This window comes from Nitrosospira sp. Nsp14, from assembly GCF_900113575.1.
Lineage (GTDB): Bacteria > Pseudomonadota > Gammaproteobacteria > Burkholderiales > Nitrosomonadaceae > Nitrosospira.
Genome location: NZ_FOPV01000003.1, coordinates 181,947 through 200,138, shown reverse-complemented (window position 1 = coordinate 200,138; position 18,192 = coordinate 181,947). Strand labels below are relative to the sequence as shown.

The 18,192-nt window shown below is 55.4% G+C and carries 12 protein-coding genes; 3 read left to right on the top strand and 9 right to left on the bottom strand.

All coding sequences use genetic code 11. The features are described 5' to 3' along the window. Positions 1–4: 4 nt before the first annotated feature. The 7 genes from BM022_RS03330 to BM022_RS03300 form a co-directional block, all read right to left on the bottom strand. Entirely contained in the window at positions 5–3,322 is a 3,318-nt protein-coding gene (locus tag BM022_RS03330) for a type I restriction endonuclease subunit R (protein ID WP_091136859.1), read from the bottom strand. Beyond that, on the bottom strand, positions 3,322–4,635 hold the full coding sequence (locus BM022_RS03325; protein WP_091136857.1) for a restriction endonuclease subunit S: 1,314 nt from the start codon (positions 4,633–4,635) through the stop codon (positions 3,322–3,324). The genes BM022_RS03330 and BM022_RS03325 overlap by 1 nt, the downstream gene beginning before the upstream one ends. Continuing rightward, the gene (locus BM022_RS03320) at positions 4,628–7,135 is read right to left on the bottom strand and encodes a type I restriction-modification system subunit M (RefSeq protein WP_091136855.1); all 2,508 of its coding nucleotides are present in this window, start codon (positions 7,133–7,135) and stop codon (positions 4,628–4,630) included. Before BM022_RS03320 ends, BM022_RS03325 begins: the two co-directional genes overlap by 8 nt. Positions 7,136–7,205: 70 nt before the next feature. Beyond that, on the bottom strand, positions 7,206–8,093 hold the full coding sequence (locus BM022_RS03315) for a WYL domain-containing protein (protein ID WP_091136909.1): 888 nt from the start codon (positions 8,091–8,093) through the stop codon (positions 7,206–7,208). A gap of 340 nt (positions 8,094–8,433) precedes the next feature. Further along, a complete protein-coding gene (locus tag BM022_RS03310) occupies positions 8,434–9,789 on the bottom strand; it encodes an endo alpha-1,4 polygalactosaminidase (RefSeq protein ID WP_177191611.1) in 1,356 nt (451 codons plus the stop codon). A gap of 107 nt (positions 9,790–9,896) precedes the next feature. After that, complete coding sequence (locus BM022_RS03305) at positions 9,897–11,072, bottom strand: hypothetical protein (RefSeq protein ID WP_143079510.1); 1,176 nt, start codon at positions 11,070–11,072, stop codon at positions 9,897–9,899. Between the two features lie 961 nt (positions 11,073–12,033). Then, entirely contained in the window at positions 12,034–12,588 is a 555-nt protein-coding gene (locus BM022_RS03300; protein WP_091136850.1) for an acyloxyacyl hydrolase, read from the bottom strand. A 483-nt stretch (positions 12,589–13,071) separates the two neighbouring features. Here BM022_RS03300 and BM022_RS03295 point away from each other — a divergent pair, with 483 nt between their 5' ends. From BM022_RS03295 to BM022_RS03285, 3 genes are all read left to right on the top strand, one after another. After that, on the top strand, positions 13,072–13,539 hold the full coding sequence (locus tag BM022_RS03295) for a hypothetical protein (RefSeq protein WP_091136848.1): 468 nt from the start codon (positions 13,072–13,074) through the stop codon (positions 13,537–13,539). A gap of 252 nt (positions 13,540–13,791) precedes the next feature. Continuing rightward, positions 13,792–14,097: a hypothetical protein gene (locus BM022_RS15395; RefSeq protein ID WP_177191609.1), complete on the top strand. Its 306-nt coding sequence runs from the start codon at positions 13,792–13,794 to the stop codon at positions 14,095–14,097. After that, positions 14,051–15,433, top strand: a complete 1,383-nt coding sequence (locus tag BM022_RS03285; RefSeq protein ID WP_256208879.1) for a cytochrome P450 — start codon at positions 14,051–14,053, stop codon at positions 15,431–15,433. The genes BM022_RS15395 and BM022_RS03285 overlap by 47 nt, the downstream gene beginning before the upstream one ends. A 106-nt stretch (positions 15,434–15,539) precedes the next feature. Here BM022_RS03285 and BM022_RS03280 read toward each other — a convergent pair whose 3' ends face one another. After that, a complete protein-coding gene (locus tag BM022_RS03280) occupies positions 15,540–16,508 on the bottom strand; it encodes an isoaspartyl peptidase/L-asparaginase family protein (RefSeq protein WP_218146819.1) in 969 nt (322 codons plus the stop codon). Positions 16,509–16,697: 189 nt separating this feature from the next. Next, positions 16,698–17,753 (bottom strand): hypothetical protein, encoded by a 1,056-nt coding sequence (locus BM022_RS03275; RefSeq protein ID WP_091136842.1) that lies wholly within the window; start codon positions 17,751–17,753, stop codon positions 16,698–16,700. Between the last annotated feature and the right edge of the window lie 439 nt (positions 17,754–18,192).

Here is an 18,192-nt window from a genome sequence, read left to right as displayed (position 1 = left end):
TGCTTTACACCTGCACCAGCTTGTCGTGGTTGGCGCGAGCCTGTTCCATCAACTTGTCAGCGAGCACACCCGCCTTATCGGTATCCACCAACGGCGGCCGCAGGCGCATCAAGTGCTCGAACAGCTGCGTGTTCAGGTCTTCCTGTGCCGCGCGTTTGTGGGGGCTCCAGATATCGCGGTTGCCTTGCAGCTCCTGCACCAGCAGGTCCACCAGCTCCACGGTCACATCCTTCAGACGCAACAACTCGGCTGCCGTTGGCGTCTGGCCAGCACAAATCACATCCAGGACGGTGCGCAGGAACGGCGCGCAATGCTCGGGCAAGTCGCTCGGCGCATCGGCCCTCCCTACCTTGCCCGTGCGCAGCTCGTCGATGATCTTCTGTAGTTGTGAGATCACCTCGTTCCACTTTTCACCCAGCGTTTTGAGAATGTCGTTCAAGTGCTCAGAGAGCTTACGGTACAGCACCGGGTCTTCATCGGTGTGCTTGCGGATGTGCGAGCGAATCGCGTGCTCCATCTCGGACGCCTTGGCGCGGTCGTTCGCGGCACGCGCAAGGTGCGTATCGAACTCGGCATCGGTCAGCTGAATCGGTGGGATCTTGGGGTCGAGGCCCAGCGAGATCACATGGTCGTCGATCAGCTTGCGAACCTTGGCGCCGACATCCTTGCCCAGTACCGGCGTGTCCTTGTAGCGGTTGCGAGCGCGGGCGTAGATGTAGGCCAGGTGCTTGGCATCGCCGGAATATGGCAATCCCTCGGCGCGCGGCAGTACCGTATCCAGTGACCCCAAGAAAGCCTTGAGCTTGACTGCGAACTCGGCGCGCAATTTCTCGCTACCCAATGCCTCGACGCAGGCTTCGGTGTCGTCCAGCGACTCGATTCCCCGCTGGCGGAACAGATCCACCACGCGCAGATGCCGGTCGCGCAGCACTGGCACCTCGTCCTTCAGGCTGGCCAGCGCGCCTTCCACGTCCTCATCGGCGTAGGCCGCCAGCGCCTCTTTCAAATGCTGCGCCACACCGTAGTAGTCCACCACGATGCCGCAACGCTTGCCAAAGCCGGTGCGGTTGACGCGGGCAATCGCCTGCAGCAACTCCGCCTCGCGGATCGGGCGGTCGAGGTACATCACGCCCTCGATCGGCGCATCAAAGCCGGTGAGCAGCATCGACTTCACGACCAGAAAGGCCAGCGGGTCGGTCTTTTCTGGCTTGGCATTGAACAGCGGCTTCTTGAAGCGCTTGATCAGTTGCTCGTGCGCCGCGCCGTCTGTCCACTGCTTCCACGCCGGGTCGTCGTTGTTGCTGCCCGAAATGATGGGCGCGAATTCAATGCGTACCAGTGTGTCGCGGTAGCGCCAGGCCTGCACCACCGCCTTCACGCTCAAAGGACGCTGGCACAGTGCCTCGTCATCCAGCGCCTTGTCCTCGGGCGAAAGCGCGTGGGCCTCAGCCAGCAACTCATCGCGGGCGGCCCGCAACGCCTCGAAATAACGAATGGCCGCCAACCGGCTGTACGCCACCACCTGCGCCTTGTAGCCGTTGGGCAGGATGTTGGTCACGTAGTGGCGAATAATGTCGCGGGCCTTGTCGGCAATCAGCGCCGGGGCATCAAAGATGTGGCCCTTGGTGGCGTACTTCTTCTTGATTGCCTCCAGCTCCTGCGGCGAGTGCTGGCGGAACAGGTCCTCGAACAATTCATCTAGGCTGGCGCCGTCCTTGACCGCCCCATTGGCCGTGCGGCCCTCGTAGAGCACCGGCACCGTCGCGCCGTCGGCCTCGGCTTCCTTGATGGTGTAGCGGTCAATGAACTCGCCAAAAATTTCATGGGTGCGCTTCTTGTCACCCATGATGATCGGTGTGCCGGTAAAGCCGATGCGCGCGCAATTGGGCAGGCCCGTCAGCAGGTTGGCGTGCAGGTCGCCAGCCTGGGTACGGTGCGCCTCGTCCACCAGCACGAGGATGCTGTCGTCCTCGTTCAGCACCTCAAACTTTTCGTCGGCCTTGTAGCTGGCTTTCGGCTCTTCCACCTTGGGCAGATCGTCTGCTGTCAGCGGCGCATCGCCGGCGCTATCCGGGTCACGGTATTTCTGGATCGTGGCAAAGATCAGCCCCGGGCCCTTGCGCCGCGCCAGCGCCTTCACGCCCGCCATGCTCTCGGCCACATCCACCACCTCGCCGGTCAGCGTGGCGGTGACGGACAACTGGCCCTGCAGGTCCTTACGGTCGGTAATGACGATGACCTTGAAGCGCCGCAGTTGCGCGGCCATCCGCATCTTGCGCACCAGGAACACCATGGTCAGGCTCTTGCCCGAACCTTGGGTGTGCCAGATGATGCCGCCGCGCTTATCGTGTTCGCCATGCTGCAGTCGCGTCTGGCCGGTCTTGAGCCGGGCAATTGCCCGGTTTACCGCCCGGTACTGCTGGTAGCGGCACACCGTCTTGATGGTCTGGCCGCCTGTCTGCATGAACAACATGAAGTTCTTCACCACATCCAGAAGATGCGAGTGTGAAAGCAGCCCGGCAATCAAGCGTTCCTGTTCAGAGAGGGCGGGCTTGCCCAAGCCTTGCGCCACTTCGATTTCGCTACCCGCGCCATCAGGGCCGACCACCGTCTTCCACTGAGCGTAGTGCTCGAAGGCCGCGCCGACGCAACCCACGCGTGCCTCGTCGAAGCTGGTGGCCACCAGCAACTGGTTGGTGGCAAACAGCGCCTCGTTGCCCTCGTTATCGTCCACCTCAAACGCGGCCTTGCGCTGGTTGGTGTAGCGCCGCAGTTGGTCCACAGCCTCGGCCAGCGGCTCGGGCGTGGCCGGGCTCTTGCACTCCACCACCACCAGCGGTATGCCGTTCACCAGCAGCACCAGGTCGGGCACGATGAAGGCCTTGCCGCTGTTGAAGCCAGGCGGGCAGTCCACGCGATATTGGTTGATCACCGTAAAGCGGTTGTTCGCCGGGGTATCCGAGTCGATGTAGCGAATCGTCTGACCCCGCCCACCGTCCCATCCGGGCAGACCTTCAACGGTCAAGCCTCGGATCAACAAGGCGGTGGCCTTCTCATTGGCCTCCATCAGCTTGTGCGTCCCCAGGCGGGTGATGGCCGCCACAGCTTCGGACAGCCGCGCATCGTCCAGCCAGGGCGCGCCGTCAGCGCCGGGGTTCAGCGCGCGCAACTGCTCACGCAGCAGCCCCTCCTGAATCACCTCGGCAAAACTGGTTCGACCCGTGACTGCCGGGTCGTCAAGACTGCCTTCGTTATATGCCCAACCGAGTGCCTGCAACTGGGCAACGAATGGTTTTTCGACGTCTTCGAGTTCCCAGCCCATCAGACGCTCCCTTGTTGTTGTGCGGCTTCGGCCAGCAATGGTGTGACGCGGACGCGACCGGTGAGGAGGTCGTGCATAAGGCCGGCTTTGAGCTCTCGCAGCTTGGCGGACTCGGTCGTCGCGTTCTGTATGCGGTTGTCGATCTCGTCCAAGCGCATGGCAATCAGATCCTGTTCGAAACGTAGTGGCTTCGCCGTCAGCAGGCCCCGGATCGTCGGCAAATTCAACCCCGCCTTCGCGCCAGCATCGTTCAACTTGCTGATGTAGGTTTGCGCAATCGGCCCGGCCATGTAATGGCCAACGAATCGCGAATTAACAGCATCAAGGTCTGGGCGTACCAGCGCAATGTGTTGGTTGATGTAGGCCTCGCCCAAACCATCTGGAACGACGCCGACGATACCCAAATCGGCTGTGATAGAAATAAGGATGTCGCCTGACTCAAGTCGTGTCCGCTGACCGTCCGCATTCCGACGGGGCCGCACATAGATGATCGATTCGTAGCGGAAGTTGATGTGCTCACGCGTCAAGTTACCAATGCGAACGAACAGCGCACCGCTGTCAGCATAGAAGCGCGCCCAATCGCGCGAACCGCTGGTCACCGTCTTGGACACCGACTCAAGAGTGACGACATCCCACTCCTTCGGAGTCCACCCCAGCGGCGACTCCTCGTAGAGGTGCGGTGCCTCGGCCTGGGGCGGGCGCAGTTCGCCATTGGCGTCGATGCCGCGTGTCACCAGGTCGTGCAACAGGCCCTGCTTGATAGCTTTGAGCTTGGCGATGATCGCCTCTGTTGCGTGCATAGCGGTGTCGAGGGTATCGAGGATTTGGGCGATCGCGCGCTGCTGAGATGGAATCGGAATTGGCGCTGAAACCTTGGCAAGTTCACCTAGGTACAAACCTGCTTGGGCTGTGGCATTACTTCTGCGAACAAGCTCTGCAGAAAATTTCGGATGCCCCATCCAATGGAAGAGAAATCGGCTGTCCAGCTTTCTCTTGTCCGGGCGAACATAAGCCACGCTACGCTGAAACGTGACGCGCTCGCCTGCGTAAATGGCCCTTCGTCCAAGTGAACCGACGATAGTCAGCAGCAGGTCGTTGGGCTCCAACTGAAACGATCGACTCAAAACCTGATACTCTGACTCAGAAATAAGGTCGTCCGACTCGTCCCAAATGATGGTGCCGTTTGCTGAGATATTTTTTGCACTCAGAAGCGGAACGCCTTCTTGTACGCGTCTATGTGTCCCGTGGGTGCCGTCCTTGATTGCTGTTGCTAGCTCGGACAGGGGCCTCACCGGAAAGAGACTGTCAGACATACCGCAACCCCTTCAAAACCCTCTGCAACGCCTGCGTCGCCGCATCGCGCTTGCCTTCGATCTCGGTCAGCGTCACACGGTACTTGTCCCACCAGTTCTCGAACGCGGCGGCGATCTGCTTGCGCTGGGCGGTGACGTAGCTCTCGACGATGGTCTGCATGTCGTTGTGCAGGATGCTCAGCAGCAACTCGGTGGCGGCTTCCGGCGCGAGGCCATCGACAGCGGCGTTGATGTGCGCGGTAAAACTCTCCTTCTTGGCCTTCAACTGTTTCTTGACGGCCGTAAGCTCCTTCTTCCAGGCCTTGAGTTGAGCTTCGTCCACCACATTCTCTTCGCCGGCCTCGTCAGCGCCCGCTTCTTCGTCGGCAGCGTCGCCGTGGTCACCGTCCGCGTCCTTGGGGCTGGCGGCCTTGATCTGGCCGTCTAGCTCCGCCTTCTTGGATTCCAGCTCAGTGATGGCTTCGACGAAATCACTCATCAGGAACTTGACTAGCTTGTGATCCAGCGGGCTTTCCTTGCTGGCCCTGTCTTCCAGCGCGGTGACGATGCTGGTGCGCCAAGCGTCAACCACACCCTTGGCGCCGCGCGCCATCAGGGTGAGGAAGTCGTACTTGGTCTGGTACCAGAAGCCGGCAACGATACCGCGCACCTGGAAGGGGTCGAGCAGGCTGATGGCTTCGAGCGATTCGCTGAAGCTAGCCAGCAGGTCGTTGCGCAGGGCTACCAGGCTGGCGGCATTGTCCAGTTGCCCGGACAGCGCCGTGATACGGGTGCTGTGGACCTGCCACCATTGCTCGAAGGCGGCGCGGATGGCCGCTTCCTTCGCGACCAGACCGGCGTTGTTTTCGATGGTCGGCTTGAGCGCCTGCCGTTTGTCGAGGACAGGCGCGAAGTCGAAATACTTGGCGTCCCTTTCAACCAGCAAGTCCATCGGGTTCAGACCATGGGCGCTGAATAATCCAGCTTTGTCAGCCACCTCGGCCTTCGGGATGCCGCCGACCAGATGGGCGCGCACGTCGTGCGGCTCGGGAGGCGGCGCGTTGTCGGCGTAACGGCGGATATTGAGGTTATAGTCGTTGGCCTTGAGCGTGGCGTTGTCGACGATGGCCGAGAAGCCGTCGATGGCGCGAAACTCGTCGAAGGTGGTGACGATTTTCTCGATGTGCTCGGGCAGCAGGTAGTTTTGTGCGCGGCCCTCGAAAAACTCGCGGTCGGCATTGATGAAGAACACCTTGCCCTGATGCTCGGCGGCCTTGCCGCTGACGCGGTTGGCACCGTTCTGCACGCGCTGGCGCAATACCAGAATACAGGCCGGAATGCCGGTGCCGTAGAACAGGTTGGGAGCGACGCCAATGACGGCTTCGAGCAAGTCATCTTCGATGATGCCGGCGCGGATGGTTTTTTCCTCACCGCCCCGGAACAGCACGCCGTGGGGTAGAACGGTGGCCACCATGCCACCGTCGCGAGTGACAGCCAGCATGTGCTGCAGGAACATCAGGTCAGCCTTTTTGGCACCCAACGGCACCTGGCCGTAAGGGAAGCGTTCGGCTTCAAACTTGGGCTTCCAGGCGGGCTTGCCGTCGGCATCCTTCTCGGTATTGCCCCAGTGAATGGAGAACGGCGGATTGGTGAGAACGCGGTCGAAGTGCATCAACTCGCCGCCCTCGACATGCTGTGGTTCGGCCAGGATGTCCTCGTTTTGCAGGTTGGCGGTGCTGATGCCATGCAGCAGCATGTTCATCTTGGCGATGGACCAGACCGTGCCGTTGAACTCCTGACCAAACAAATTGGCTTTGCGGCCGTCCTCGCCGTGTTCGTCGATGTATTCCTTGGCCGCGATTAGCATGCCCCCGGACCCGCAGCAGGGGTCGTAGACGTCGTGGGCCAGGGTCGGCTTGATCAGCCGCACCATCATGCGCACTACCGAGCGCGGGGTGTAGAACTCGCCGCCCTTCTTGCCGGCCGAATCGGCGAATTCGCCAATCAGGTATTCGTAGGCCGCACCCAGCAGATCGGGGAACTCGAAGTCCTCGTTGCGCAGCCGGTATTTGCCGAAGTGGGAGATGAGCTGGCGCAGCTTGGTGTCCGGAATCTTGCTCTGGCCGACCTTGCGCGTGAAATCGATGTGCTCCAGCACGTCGTACAGGCTGGTGTTCGCTGTTTCGATGCCTGTCAACGCCTTGTTCAGAAAGTCGCCGACGTTCTGGTGTGCGTCGTTGAGCAGAAACTCGTAGCGCGATTGCGGCGGCACCCAGAAGGAGCCTTCCTTCTTGTACCAGCGCGAGTTCTCAGCAGACTTTTCGGCATCAGCTTTACTCTTGCTTGCGTCGATTTCCAGTTTGATGACGTCTTCACGGCGCTGATCGAATACGTCGGAGCAGCGCTTGAGGAACAGCATCCCGAAGATGTATTCCTTGAACTCGGAGGCGTCCATCTTGCCGCGCAGGATGTCGGCGGCTTTGAAGAGGTGGCGTTCGAGCTGTGGCAGGGTTAAGGGCATGTAGGGAATCTAGTCAAGTTCAGTTGTTCTTTTTCGGCGCGGCGCATCAGTCAGCCTTGCCCAAGGTTTTTTATGTGTCTGGCGAGCGATAGCCCGGGGCCAACAACGCGTTCTTCACACGGTAAAGTGCCAGATGGTCTTTGAGCCACAGGCGGTATTCGGGGCCACGCAGACGGTGGTCGGGGGAGCAGTCGACGCTCCAGCGCCGGAGCATGTATCCAGCCGTAGCAGCCCGAAGCTTCAGCGCCAGCACGCCGCCCGTGAAACTGTAGTCGCGTGCAGTGATTTCAGGTCTAGGCTGGTCTGGATGCGGAATCAGTTCGATCTCGACAATCCGTGTCCACTGGATGTCATCGTCAGGACGTTCGCCAACCTTTGGGTCGTCGTCGAGTGTCCTGGGCGCTTCGATCCGGGTGATGACGAAGTCGCGGAACCCTCCGGTCTTACGGTCGAACGCTCGGACGTGCCAACGTAGGCCGCTGTCCACGAGAGCGAAGGGAACGATCACCCGTTCGGACTCTCCGCTGCTCACCGAGTGGTAGCGGATGGCTGCCGGACGCTTGGCGTGGATGGCTCGGCAGATAGGTGCCAGCACGTCCATGCAGGGACTGCTCAGTGCAGCAGGTGACTCGCAAGGCAAGAGCGGCGGCGAATCACCGTTTACGCCATCGCCAAACCCCAACGAGAGTGCCGACAGAACACGCTGTGGTGAGTGCTCGAAGACCGGCACGAAACTCTTGCCTATGCGGTAGATCTTGTTGCTACCGTCGAACTCGATGTTCTGGGGGGCGACCTCACGGTACAGGGCCAAGTCTCGTGTTGCACCCGCCGGCGCCACTCCGAAGCGGCTGCTCAGATCAGGCCGACCGATCTCGCCGATGAAGTACAGGCGGAAGTCGATGTAGGCGAGCCGCTCTCGTTGTGCATGGCTCAGGCTCTCGACTCGTTGGGGGTGCATGGTCAAGCGCTCCTCAACCGCCACAAACGACGGATGGACCAAAACCAACTTCACGTTTGCTCATTCGAGCACGCCTTATATCATCAAATTGATGACATTATGCGTCCAAGCTCAGGTTTGAGCAAGCGGTCAAATTGTCGAATCTACGGACTCAAGAGCGATGCGTTACTATCTGGCTCCGATTATGCACGCGGGTTCGGTTCCGTGTTCCACCACCAATTAAAAAGCCACCCTCATCAGGTGGCTTTTTAATTTGAGCCGCATTCTCGGACAATGTGTCAACCAGCATCGCTTGAGCTTGTTATTCTCTTCCTACCGTTTCGTTGAGGTATGAATATGGCTACCTGCACGGCACCCTTTTAGCATCCAGGGACAAATTCTTCGTTAGAAAATCAAAATTCATTTTATTTGCTTGCGGGCAAAAACTCCTGTTCGAGAGATGATATTCAATACCGAAAACAGCTTTCCCGGCATCAACAAATGGTTTGAGCGCGTTGCATTCACCGTCCTGGAAGCACTGTTCATTCACAGCAAAGTCGAAATAACTTACAAGATGCTTGATTTGATCAAGATTATTTTTCAAACCTATAGCAAGTCCCAGATCATGTGCTGCGTCAGCAAGGGCTATGTTGTAAACCAGCTGATCACCGTAGCTGAGGGCAAAGCCGGTACTGTTGCTATAGCCGTCAACATTGTCAGGATCGACACCATGGCAGCCTTTTTTAGCAGCTTGTTCCATGCGAGCCCGCATGATGGGCATCAGAACATCTAATTTCCGCACATCGAGCCATCTCTCACCCTCCCAACCGTCAAGATTCCGGCCGAGAAGCGACGCTGGAAATGCGCGAATATCAGGACGCCAGTTTTCATAGCTACCCGCGCTAAAATAACAGATGACATGCTTGCCCTTTGATCGCAGTGCCGAGATAACAGCCGCGCTGGTATCAAACAGGTCGATGTTGTAAACATCGACATTTAAAGACGTATCAAGCGGGTCAGTATATTGAATTTGCCACTTTAAACCGGGAGCCGGTTTCCAGCGGTTTCCATGGCTCCCCCGATCACTAGCTGTTCCTGACGCCTCCATAGGCCGCTTGGATGGCGCGCTTTTTATCTCGAACGCAACGAAGTCAAGCTGGCTACTGTCCCCCTTATTTTTTGCCACGTAGCGCAACGTTATCTGATTTCGCCCGTTTATGAATTGGCTGGGGTTCGTTATTGTTGCGGTGATGTTACTCCAGGACCAGTCAGCTACATCGCCATTGTCCGCGATATAAACCCATTTGCCGGTTTTAACATCAAGCAATTCAAATTCCCATTTCTGAAAGGAATTTTCCGGGCCCCGATAATTGGCATGCAATATTAATTTCTGAATCACTTTGTCAGGCATGGCTGGCAGGTTGAACCTGAAGTCTCCTACATATCCATCTTGATCACTATTGAATTCCATATACCTGTCAAAATTATCATCTGAGCCGTGCTGATCTTTTACATGGAGAACTTCCAAGGACTGCGACGTGGAAGAGCCTCTTTTATTCCATAAATTAGACGGAAACATGGCCTCAGCAAAACTTGCAGTTGCCGTCATCAGAGTGATGCCGACAGCTGCAAGCAGTTGAATTACGCTTTTTTTCTGTTTGGGCGGACACATTTTATAAACTGACAGTATTTTTATTAAGTTAATGATGGGTTTCACGATTGTTCCGGGGCGATAGCGTATTTGCATTGCAGGGTCCTTCCTTCTTCGGTATCTTCAGTAGGTCACGGTGCACGTGACCTCAAAGGCTATCTCACAGCTACCGCTTATTGAATTGTGGATAGAAGGTTAACCCCAACTTTGTGCTCCCCGGCGGGCGGTTTGTTTAGAATTACTTCCCATTTCGTAACGGCAGAGCTCATCCCATAAAACGCTCCCAATATATTCTTGCAGCGCAAATCATCCGGGTCAGGGCGTACCATGGTCCAAGGGCTCGGGCAAGCGATATAGATCCTGCGTATTGATCGTCCAGCTTCGGGCAGACCAAAGCTTTGTTGCCAGACTTTTCCATCACTTGTCGTCAGCTTGAAGATGACCGCATCCGGGGAGGAGTTTACATAGCTACTGGTGATTTCAAGGTTGAAGCCCAGTCCCAACCCATTCACCGGAGTTTCCGAGGCAATGTAAAGGCTATTTCCCAAGCCGTCTGAACTAATGTCTGCAGTCACGCCGTCAGAAGCAAAGCTGAGCTCTCGCCATTGCGCCTGCCCGGTGGCTCCAAACGTGTTGTCCGCTTTTACTAAAGAAGCTTCCATTAGGCCAATGCTGCTCAGCAAGACAAAATTTTCCCCTTCCCCAAGATTAGTGAACGACAGTTCCCAAGCTTTGATCTGGCTCAGGTCAAAGTTGCCTGTTGGTCCCCAGGCTGCCCGCGCCCAGCCTTTTCCTTGAGGATTAAGCGAAAACCTGTATGGAAGAACGATGTCGCCGGAAGGCGTAAAATGGGCTAAGGCAGTCTTGCTAACCACATCCAGTCGCTTTCCCTGTTGCCAGACGCTTCCATCCTGCATGGTCAGGCTCATGACCAATGCATTGGGATCGAAATTCTGGCTGGCATTCACTAAAGCGACGATTTGCCCGCTGCCGCTGGCGGTCAGGTCGAAATAGATTTGTGCTTCCTTACGCAAGGATACGTTTTCCCATGGGTCCCCTTGCGAGCGGTAAACCGCCTTCACATATCCAAATGGATTGTAGTAATGTTGGTGCGTGCGTACATGATATAACCAGTCGGTATCACCATCTGCTGGGTTCCAGTCAGCATGGCGGAACAGAATGCTCCCGTCTCCAGAGGAAAACTCTACTGCGAATGGCTCTGCAGCGTTTCCTGGTGTTTCATAGCTCCCCTTCATATAAAGGGTATGAAAGTTGATGTAATGGTTATTGCCTGGGGGCAGGTCTACCAGGATAACTTCCCATGAGACAACCTTGCCAAGATCGAACACTCCCGGTGGCCCCCATTCAGCAAGGGCGAAGGAGTCGTCCTTAACGGGAAACGCTGTTGTTTGCCACACATTGTTTGCCAGCACTTTGGGCTGGTCCCAAATGCTGCCGTCCTGCATGATCAAGCGTAACACGACACTGACATAGGGTCTGCTGGTCACATACCCCGGGCGGGCGACAAGCTGTATTTCCTGGGTTCCCTGAAGATTGAACTGTTTTCCGGCAGGGCTTTTTATCGAAACGGTCTCCCAAAGATCCGCCCCTACAGAAAAGCTCGCTGTAAGGTTTGCACCCGCGAAGTCGGTAGGGCCAGGATCTGTGCTTTGAGACACGCCAACAGGTCCCCAGAATGTATTCCCATTTGCCGGGTTCCAGTCATTTTGCAGGAATAATGCTGAATTTGTTGAATCAAAGCGCTGGAGAATTTTTAGTGCGGTAGCCTGCGCGGGTAGGGCAAAAGCTAAACTTAAAACAGCGGATGCGGCTAGGATAAGGCTGCGGAGTCTGAAGCAATTGTTAATTATCATTGTATGCTCCGGCAAGATGGAGTTTAAAGTACTGAAGAGTTCCATTACTCAGATTAGGTGATGGAATCTAAAAGTCAAAGGCAGAGTTCCAGTTATGCCAAAGATTTTGGAAAATCCGGGAGATGCAAGAATTGAGTCCGTGCCCATTAGGAATGGTGCAATGGATGCTCGCAGCTCTGATGGGATTGGTGGCTATACCCATCCTCAATACAACATGAGACCGGCTAGGCCTTGCTTATGCTTTAACGTTGGCTGGGAAACTTAGATCTGACGGCATTACCTGGGGGTATCGCACCCGAAAGAGGCCGCTGCAAAGAGAAAACGGTGATTAATGCGCGGGTAGAAAAAGCACTGAGCCGGCGCTATTTCCGCCACTTGTCCCGCGAGGGGGAGGGGAATGATTTCGGGAAGCGCGAACTAAAGTAAAGGCGGCGCTTTAGAAACGGTAGCCATACCGCATCCCTAGAGTATCCATGCCCTCGTTGGGGTCAGCAAGGTTGGCATTGGAGATATGATCGAAGTATGCCGATAACGCATTTTTGCCGTCGAAACGATATCCAGCTTCAATCGGTATGTGAAACAGAATCCGTGACCCGAGGGCCTTCATGTCATTGTGCTGTAAATGGAGATCGCCGTTATGAACTGCACCGCCCAGTCCCACACCGAAGAATATCCCGCTGATGTGTTCATATTGCCAACGAATACCGGCGTAGAGCTTGGAGGTATCGCCGGCCGTATTCACCGAACCGCCAAAGGCGGGACGAATGGCTCCTCCGAGAATTTTGAGCTGGGGCGAAAAAATTGCTTCGAGATTAACATCCACCCCGCTTTCACGGCGGAAGCCGCTCCACAAACTACTGGTATCGTGGTGCAGCACGCCGAGCTTAACTTCATGCAGCCATGAGGGTGTTCGCCGCTCATCTGCGTAGCCGGCAGACGAAATAACGCAGCCGACGCATAAAACCAGCATCTGCCGAATATGTGCGTACATTACCTATCCTTTCAGCTCTCCGAGGTAACCCCACCAATAATACCCGCGAGTTTGCCACCCCGATTCAAGAAGGAACTTCAAAAAACTGCTCTCGGTTTAGCTGCCGCCTTACAGTAACTTCCTGTTACTGGTTCTCTGCTACGCGTTACTTTTATTCCCCTGGGATTACAGCTGCTCGTGTTCGAAAACCGACATTGCTGGCTAGCTTAGCTTTACGGACTAGGTCCATGGCAATAAACATAAGGGAAATCCCTGTCTGGAGTGAGTTTTATCACAGAAAATTGTGTTAAGCGCAGTTATCGTGTGCCTAAAGGATAAGAAGAAATCTTGCTGCTTAGCAGTGATACTTCTTGAAAATCTTTTTGGCCACATCGGCACAATTCCCGCGCCTTCAAATTGATTCGCCCCGACCTGTGCTGTGAGTTAATTAAGTATGCGATTACCCGATTTTCGTTCTGTAATTTTGCACATTAAGGGGAAATCATGATTAAAAGGCTCGTATCACTCTCGTTACTCGGTCTTGCGTGCTCAGGCTACACGGTCGCCTACGCGCAGGTACACTCCGCAGACGTGAATATTGTTTTCGTGCGCGCGGAGGTTGCGGATGACCGCTTCGTCTGCACTACGGAAATCAATAATCGAAACGATGACGACTCCTTTGACACCCACGTCATCGTACTGCTACCTCTGGAAGTAAAAATCATAGATATGACGGTACTACAAGGGCCGGGAAGTTGTAAGCGAAGCGGTCCTAGAGAGGAAGACCACGGGTATGCCACGTGCCACCTCGGTCAGCTTCCTCAAGGTCAGGATGTAAGGCGCACGGTTACAATTACGACCACCAAATCGGCCGTTGCAGCACACTATCCGCAGACCTGTGCGGCCTTTATATACGGCAGGGTTGGTGATATCGAGAAGATAAACAATTATGCAACAGCGAGTGCACCTTGATTTTACGAACCTTGGATAATCCGACGGGTATTTATGTTTTGATCCGTTCCAAAATAAATAGGCCATGCTCTGGTTGGGTGGGGAATAGCGTGAGGAATATCCCCCTACGATCATAGCTGTTCAATACACACACGCTGCCCCACAATTAAAAAGCCACCCCAGCGGGTGGCTTTTTAATTTGAGGGAACTGGGATGAGAACCGTCGCGAGGTTTGACTAATCGAGCTCCGCTCGTTTGACGCGCGAGTCTGGTGTGGGCGAGCGTGAGGAGAATTGGTGTCAAGCTCCATTCTCTCCTTCAACATTATCACGGTTCAAAAACACGCTTCCACTGGCGCCTTTGCATCGTTTGGTATCCAAGCACTGCCGAGGCTTGATGCCTTTCAATGTCGGCTATACTGATTTGCCGCTGGAGGGCAACAGAATAGCGAGAACTGGACAAGAACCGACAGTGAGTTTGCTTTTGCTTGGCTTATTGCGTTTGATTGATGCATACGCTGAATTGAATGCTAATGGAACTGTCACTGAAACTTCTAACTATATTCGCGATGCCGCATAACAAAACAGTTCCACAGGTCAAAGGCGATTTTCTGCTGGGCAATTTAAGTCAGATGATTGCGAATCCGTTTCAAGCGCTTTGTGACTGGCAGCGAGATTATGGTGACTTGGTCAGCTTCAGACTGGCTACCCGCCAATTTTATCTATTCAGTCACCCAAAACTGATTGAACAAGCCTTGATCAAGCAAAGCGATGTTTTTGTAAAAATCTACAACCCTGAAAAACCGACAGGTCTGGCGTTGATTTTAGGTCAGGGATTAGTAACAAGTCAGGGAGATTTATGGCAAAGACAACGGCGGTTAATGCAGGGGGTTTTTCAGAGAAGCAACATAACCACGCTGCTGCCGCAAATGGTCACCGCTGGCAATAATATGTTGGATCGATGGCGACAACTCGGTGATGGCGCACAGGTTAATCTGTCTAATGAAATGACGAAGCTTACATTAGAAGTCATCACCCAGACCATGTTCAGCACCAGCGTGCTCGACAAAATAGAACGTATCGCTCCATCTTTGGAAACTTTACTGAGGTATGCCGCTAAAACCATCGTGAGTCCGTTGACTCTCCCGTTGTATGTACCCACCCCGGCCAATCAAAAATTCAGACAGGCGTTGGGAATAATTGATGACGTCATTTACGGAATCATCGAACAACGTCGCAAGACGTCATCGGCACAAAATGACTTATTGGATGTGCTGTTAAAAGCACGCGATGACAGCAGTGGTGAAAGGATGACTGATAGGCAGATCCGTGATGAAGTTATCACCATTTTCAGCGCAGGGCATGAAACCACCGCAAATTTATTGAGCTGGACCTTATATTTATTGGCGCGGCATCCCGATGTACTCGCTACACTGCATGAGGAACTGGATAGCTTGCTGCAAGGAAAAATACCGCGCGCCGAAGATTTGCAGCAGCTTGTTTATACGAGAGCCATACTCAATGAGTCGATGCGCCTCCGTCCACCTGCTGGCATCCTGCTGCGTAAAGTTAATAAAGATACCGAGGTTGATGGCTATTTTTTAAAGGCCGGCAGACCCGCGATATTCAGTATCTTCAATCTTCATCATCACGCCGATTTTTGGCCGCAACCCGAGCAGTTTGACCCGGAACGGTTTTTAATACCCCAGAATCGGAGGTTTTCGTTTATGCCTTTCGGGATAGGGGAGCGAAGCTGTATCGCGAGTCATTTTGCATTAATGGAAGCCCAGTTTTTGCTAAGCATGATAGTTCAGCACTGTGATTTACAGTTGCTCAACAAGGATGAAGCCGAGGTTGAAATGGCGGTAACCCTGCGACCCAAAGGTGGCATTCCAGTCCGAATAAAGTGGCGATAAAATCTATCTTCAGTTTGTGGCTTTACTATACAAAAGCTGTAGAAGGTGCTTCGCTATTTTTGAGGAATTCCAGCCTAAACTCTGCTTATTCATCCCGAGTTGTAGCTCATTCGAAAATCTCCACCCGCACAATGCCATCGTTGCCAACAATGCCGCGGAACATCCCTCTGGTATTGAAACGCATTGCATAGTTGCCTTTTGCATCCAGGACGATCAAGCCGCCATCTCCCGCAATGGCGGCAACGTCCTTCAGTGTATTATCCGCCGCCTCGATAAGTGAGCTGTGCAGCAACCTTACCTGTGCCGCCGTGTTGAAGGCGGCACAGGTACGAATGAACATTTCTCCGCTGCCGGTGGCGGATACCGCAACCGAACGATTGTCGGCATAGGTTCCGGCGCCGATGATGGGCGAGTCTCCCACACGCCCGAAGCGCTTGTTCGTTATCCCCCCGGTCGAGGTGCCGGCGGCGAGATTGCCGTGCCTATCCAGCGCCACGGCGCCCACCGTTCCGTGTTTTTGATCCATCTTTTCGGCCGCGTCGGGCTTGTCGGAAAGCGCGTCGTGGTCGCGCAGCAGGCGTTCCTGGGCGATGGCTTTTTGCAACTGATCCCAGCGGAATTGGGTATAAAAATAGGAAGGATCCACGATCTCCAGACCCTGTTCGGCGGCAAAGGCATCGGCACCCTGGCCTATCAGCATCACATGTTCGCTTTGCGTCATCACCGCGCGCGCGGCGCGGATGGGGTTGCGTATTGTCGTGACTCCGGCCACGGAACCTACCATGAGCGTGGAACCATCCATGATGGATGCATCAAGTTCGATACGGCCGGCATTGCTGAACACCGCGCCCTTGCCCGCGTTGAACAACGGCGAGTCTTCCATCACCACGATCGCGGCTATCACGGCATCGATGCTGCTGCCGCCTGCTGCGAGCACTGCATGTCCAGCCGTCAGCGATTGCTCAAGTACCTGCGTATAAGCCTGCTCGCGCTCCTTTTTCAGCCGGGCACGCGTGAGAGTTCCGGCGCCACCGTGAATCACCAGACGGATGGGCGAGGTTTCCGCCTTAGTCATGTTTGGTTGTGCTGTCATGGTTGAAAATCTGAGGGTGCAGGAAAGTCACCGAGGGAGTTTGTTTAAAAGGGGAATTTGGGAGGGTTGTAGAGAGCGCGAATTTTGGGATGGTAGCACTGGATGCCTGGAACGGCCGAACAATAAAGTCCTCGCGCGAAATACAAGAATTATTGACGCGCTTATGAATGTTTAGGGCGCTGGCAACGTGCAATCGATGCCATTCTCTACGATCTTCATGAAGGCATTGGCGGCGTGGCCAGTGATGTCGATCCGCTGCGTTCGATTTTCCAAGGTCAGGCCGAAACCGCCGCGTTCCCGTTCCGTTCCGTCATAAGTGCATTGCAGCCTGAGCAAGTACGCCAAGCCGGTGCAGATGCACTGCTGATAGCGTTCGGCGCGCTTATCGTCCCAGGCGTGCGTAAACGCATAGGCGTCGTTGAGACCCTCCAGGGCGCAGGCTACCTCCACTGATACGTGCTCCGCGGGTTGCCGTTCGATGTTCTCGTAGAAACCCCGCTTGATTATCTGGTCGTGCATGCGGCAGACGTAGTCCGCGACGTCCTGCTTGATCCCGTCGTTCTGAGTGCATTCGAATAGTGGGCGGCAGGCCTGGGACTGCCAGTTGGCGAAGAAGACAAGCATGTCCTCCGCTACGCGGCCGCGCCGGAAGTACTGCGTATCGTAATAGGAGAAGCCGCGTTCCGCGCTTTGGAGGTAACGCGCATCCTGTAGCTCCCGGTAGGTTTCCAGAAGGGCGAGCAGGGCCTCGCCCGCGTACAGTTCCTCTCCATGGTCCGGCAGGTCGTGAAAGTACACCCTGTACGAGCCGTTTGGTCTTTGCTGCCGAAGTATGCCGTCGGCGAGGGCCGCGATTTGTCTCTTCCTGCGGGGCGGCGGGGCGTGCAGCAGGGCCAGGATCATGAAGGCGCTGTGGGCGATGGAGGAAGGTTCCTCCAGGCGGCTGGGATCGAGGATCATGAAGTCGCCGCGTTCCACCAGGTAATCCTCATAGTGCCGCAGCGACTTCTCGACCAGTGGTTGAAGTTCACCCCTGTTCAGCACACCGCTGAGCATTTCCACATCCCATACTGAGGCGATGTCGCGAATGGGAGATCGCTCACGGACGAAGTCGTCGGCCTGGGGGAGGTAGAGATACTCAAACATCCCCGTATCGGGGTTGACCATGCCCTCGTACCACCGGTAGACGAGCTCCAGGCGTTGCGTGAGCAACTCGGCCGTGTTCATGATTTGCCCTTCCAGGAATCTTCACTCTCATATCGCATGCCACACCAGAAAGAGAAAACGTTGGTGTTGGATAGACATGCGCCTGTGAATGTGGGAAGCGTGCGCGGGGCAGGCCATCTCAATGCAATGAATGCTCCTCCTCGAATTTGAACAATCCCCGCAAGCAACTACAATCAAGTGACATGCTGAATCCGCTGAAGACTGCCTGTTCGACGTCAACCGCAACCTCAACGGCAACGTCCCTCCGCATAGTGCGAAATCATGTCGAATCTCAAATACACCATAGCACACCTGTGCGCATACGCGACCGTGTTGCCGTTCGCAATCAGCGACAGTCTCCCAACCCCCAAATGGCCTATGGCAGAGCTTTCGGGCGAGGCCTTGTTCGTCATATCCACGAGTTATATTTTTTCCCGTACCCGCAAGCCGCAAGGATAAG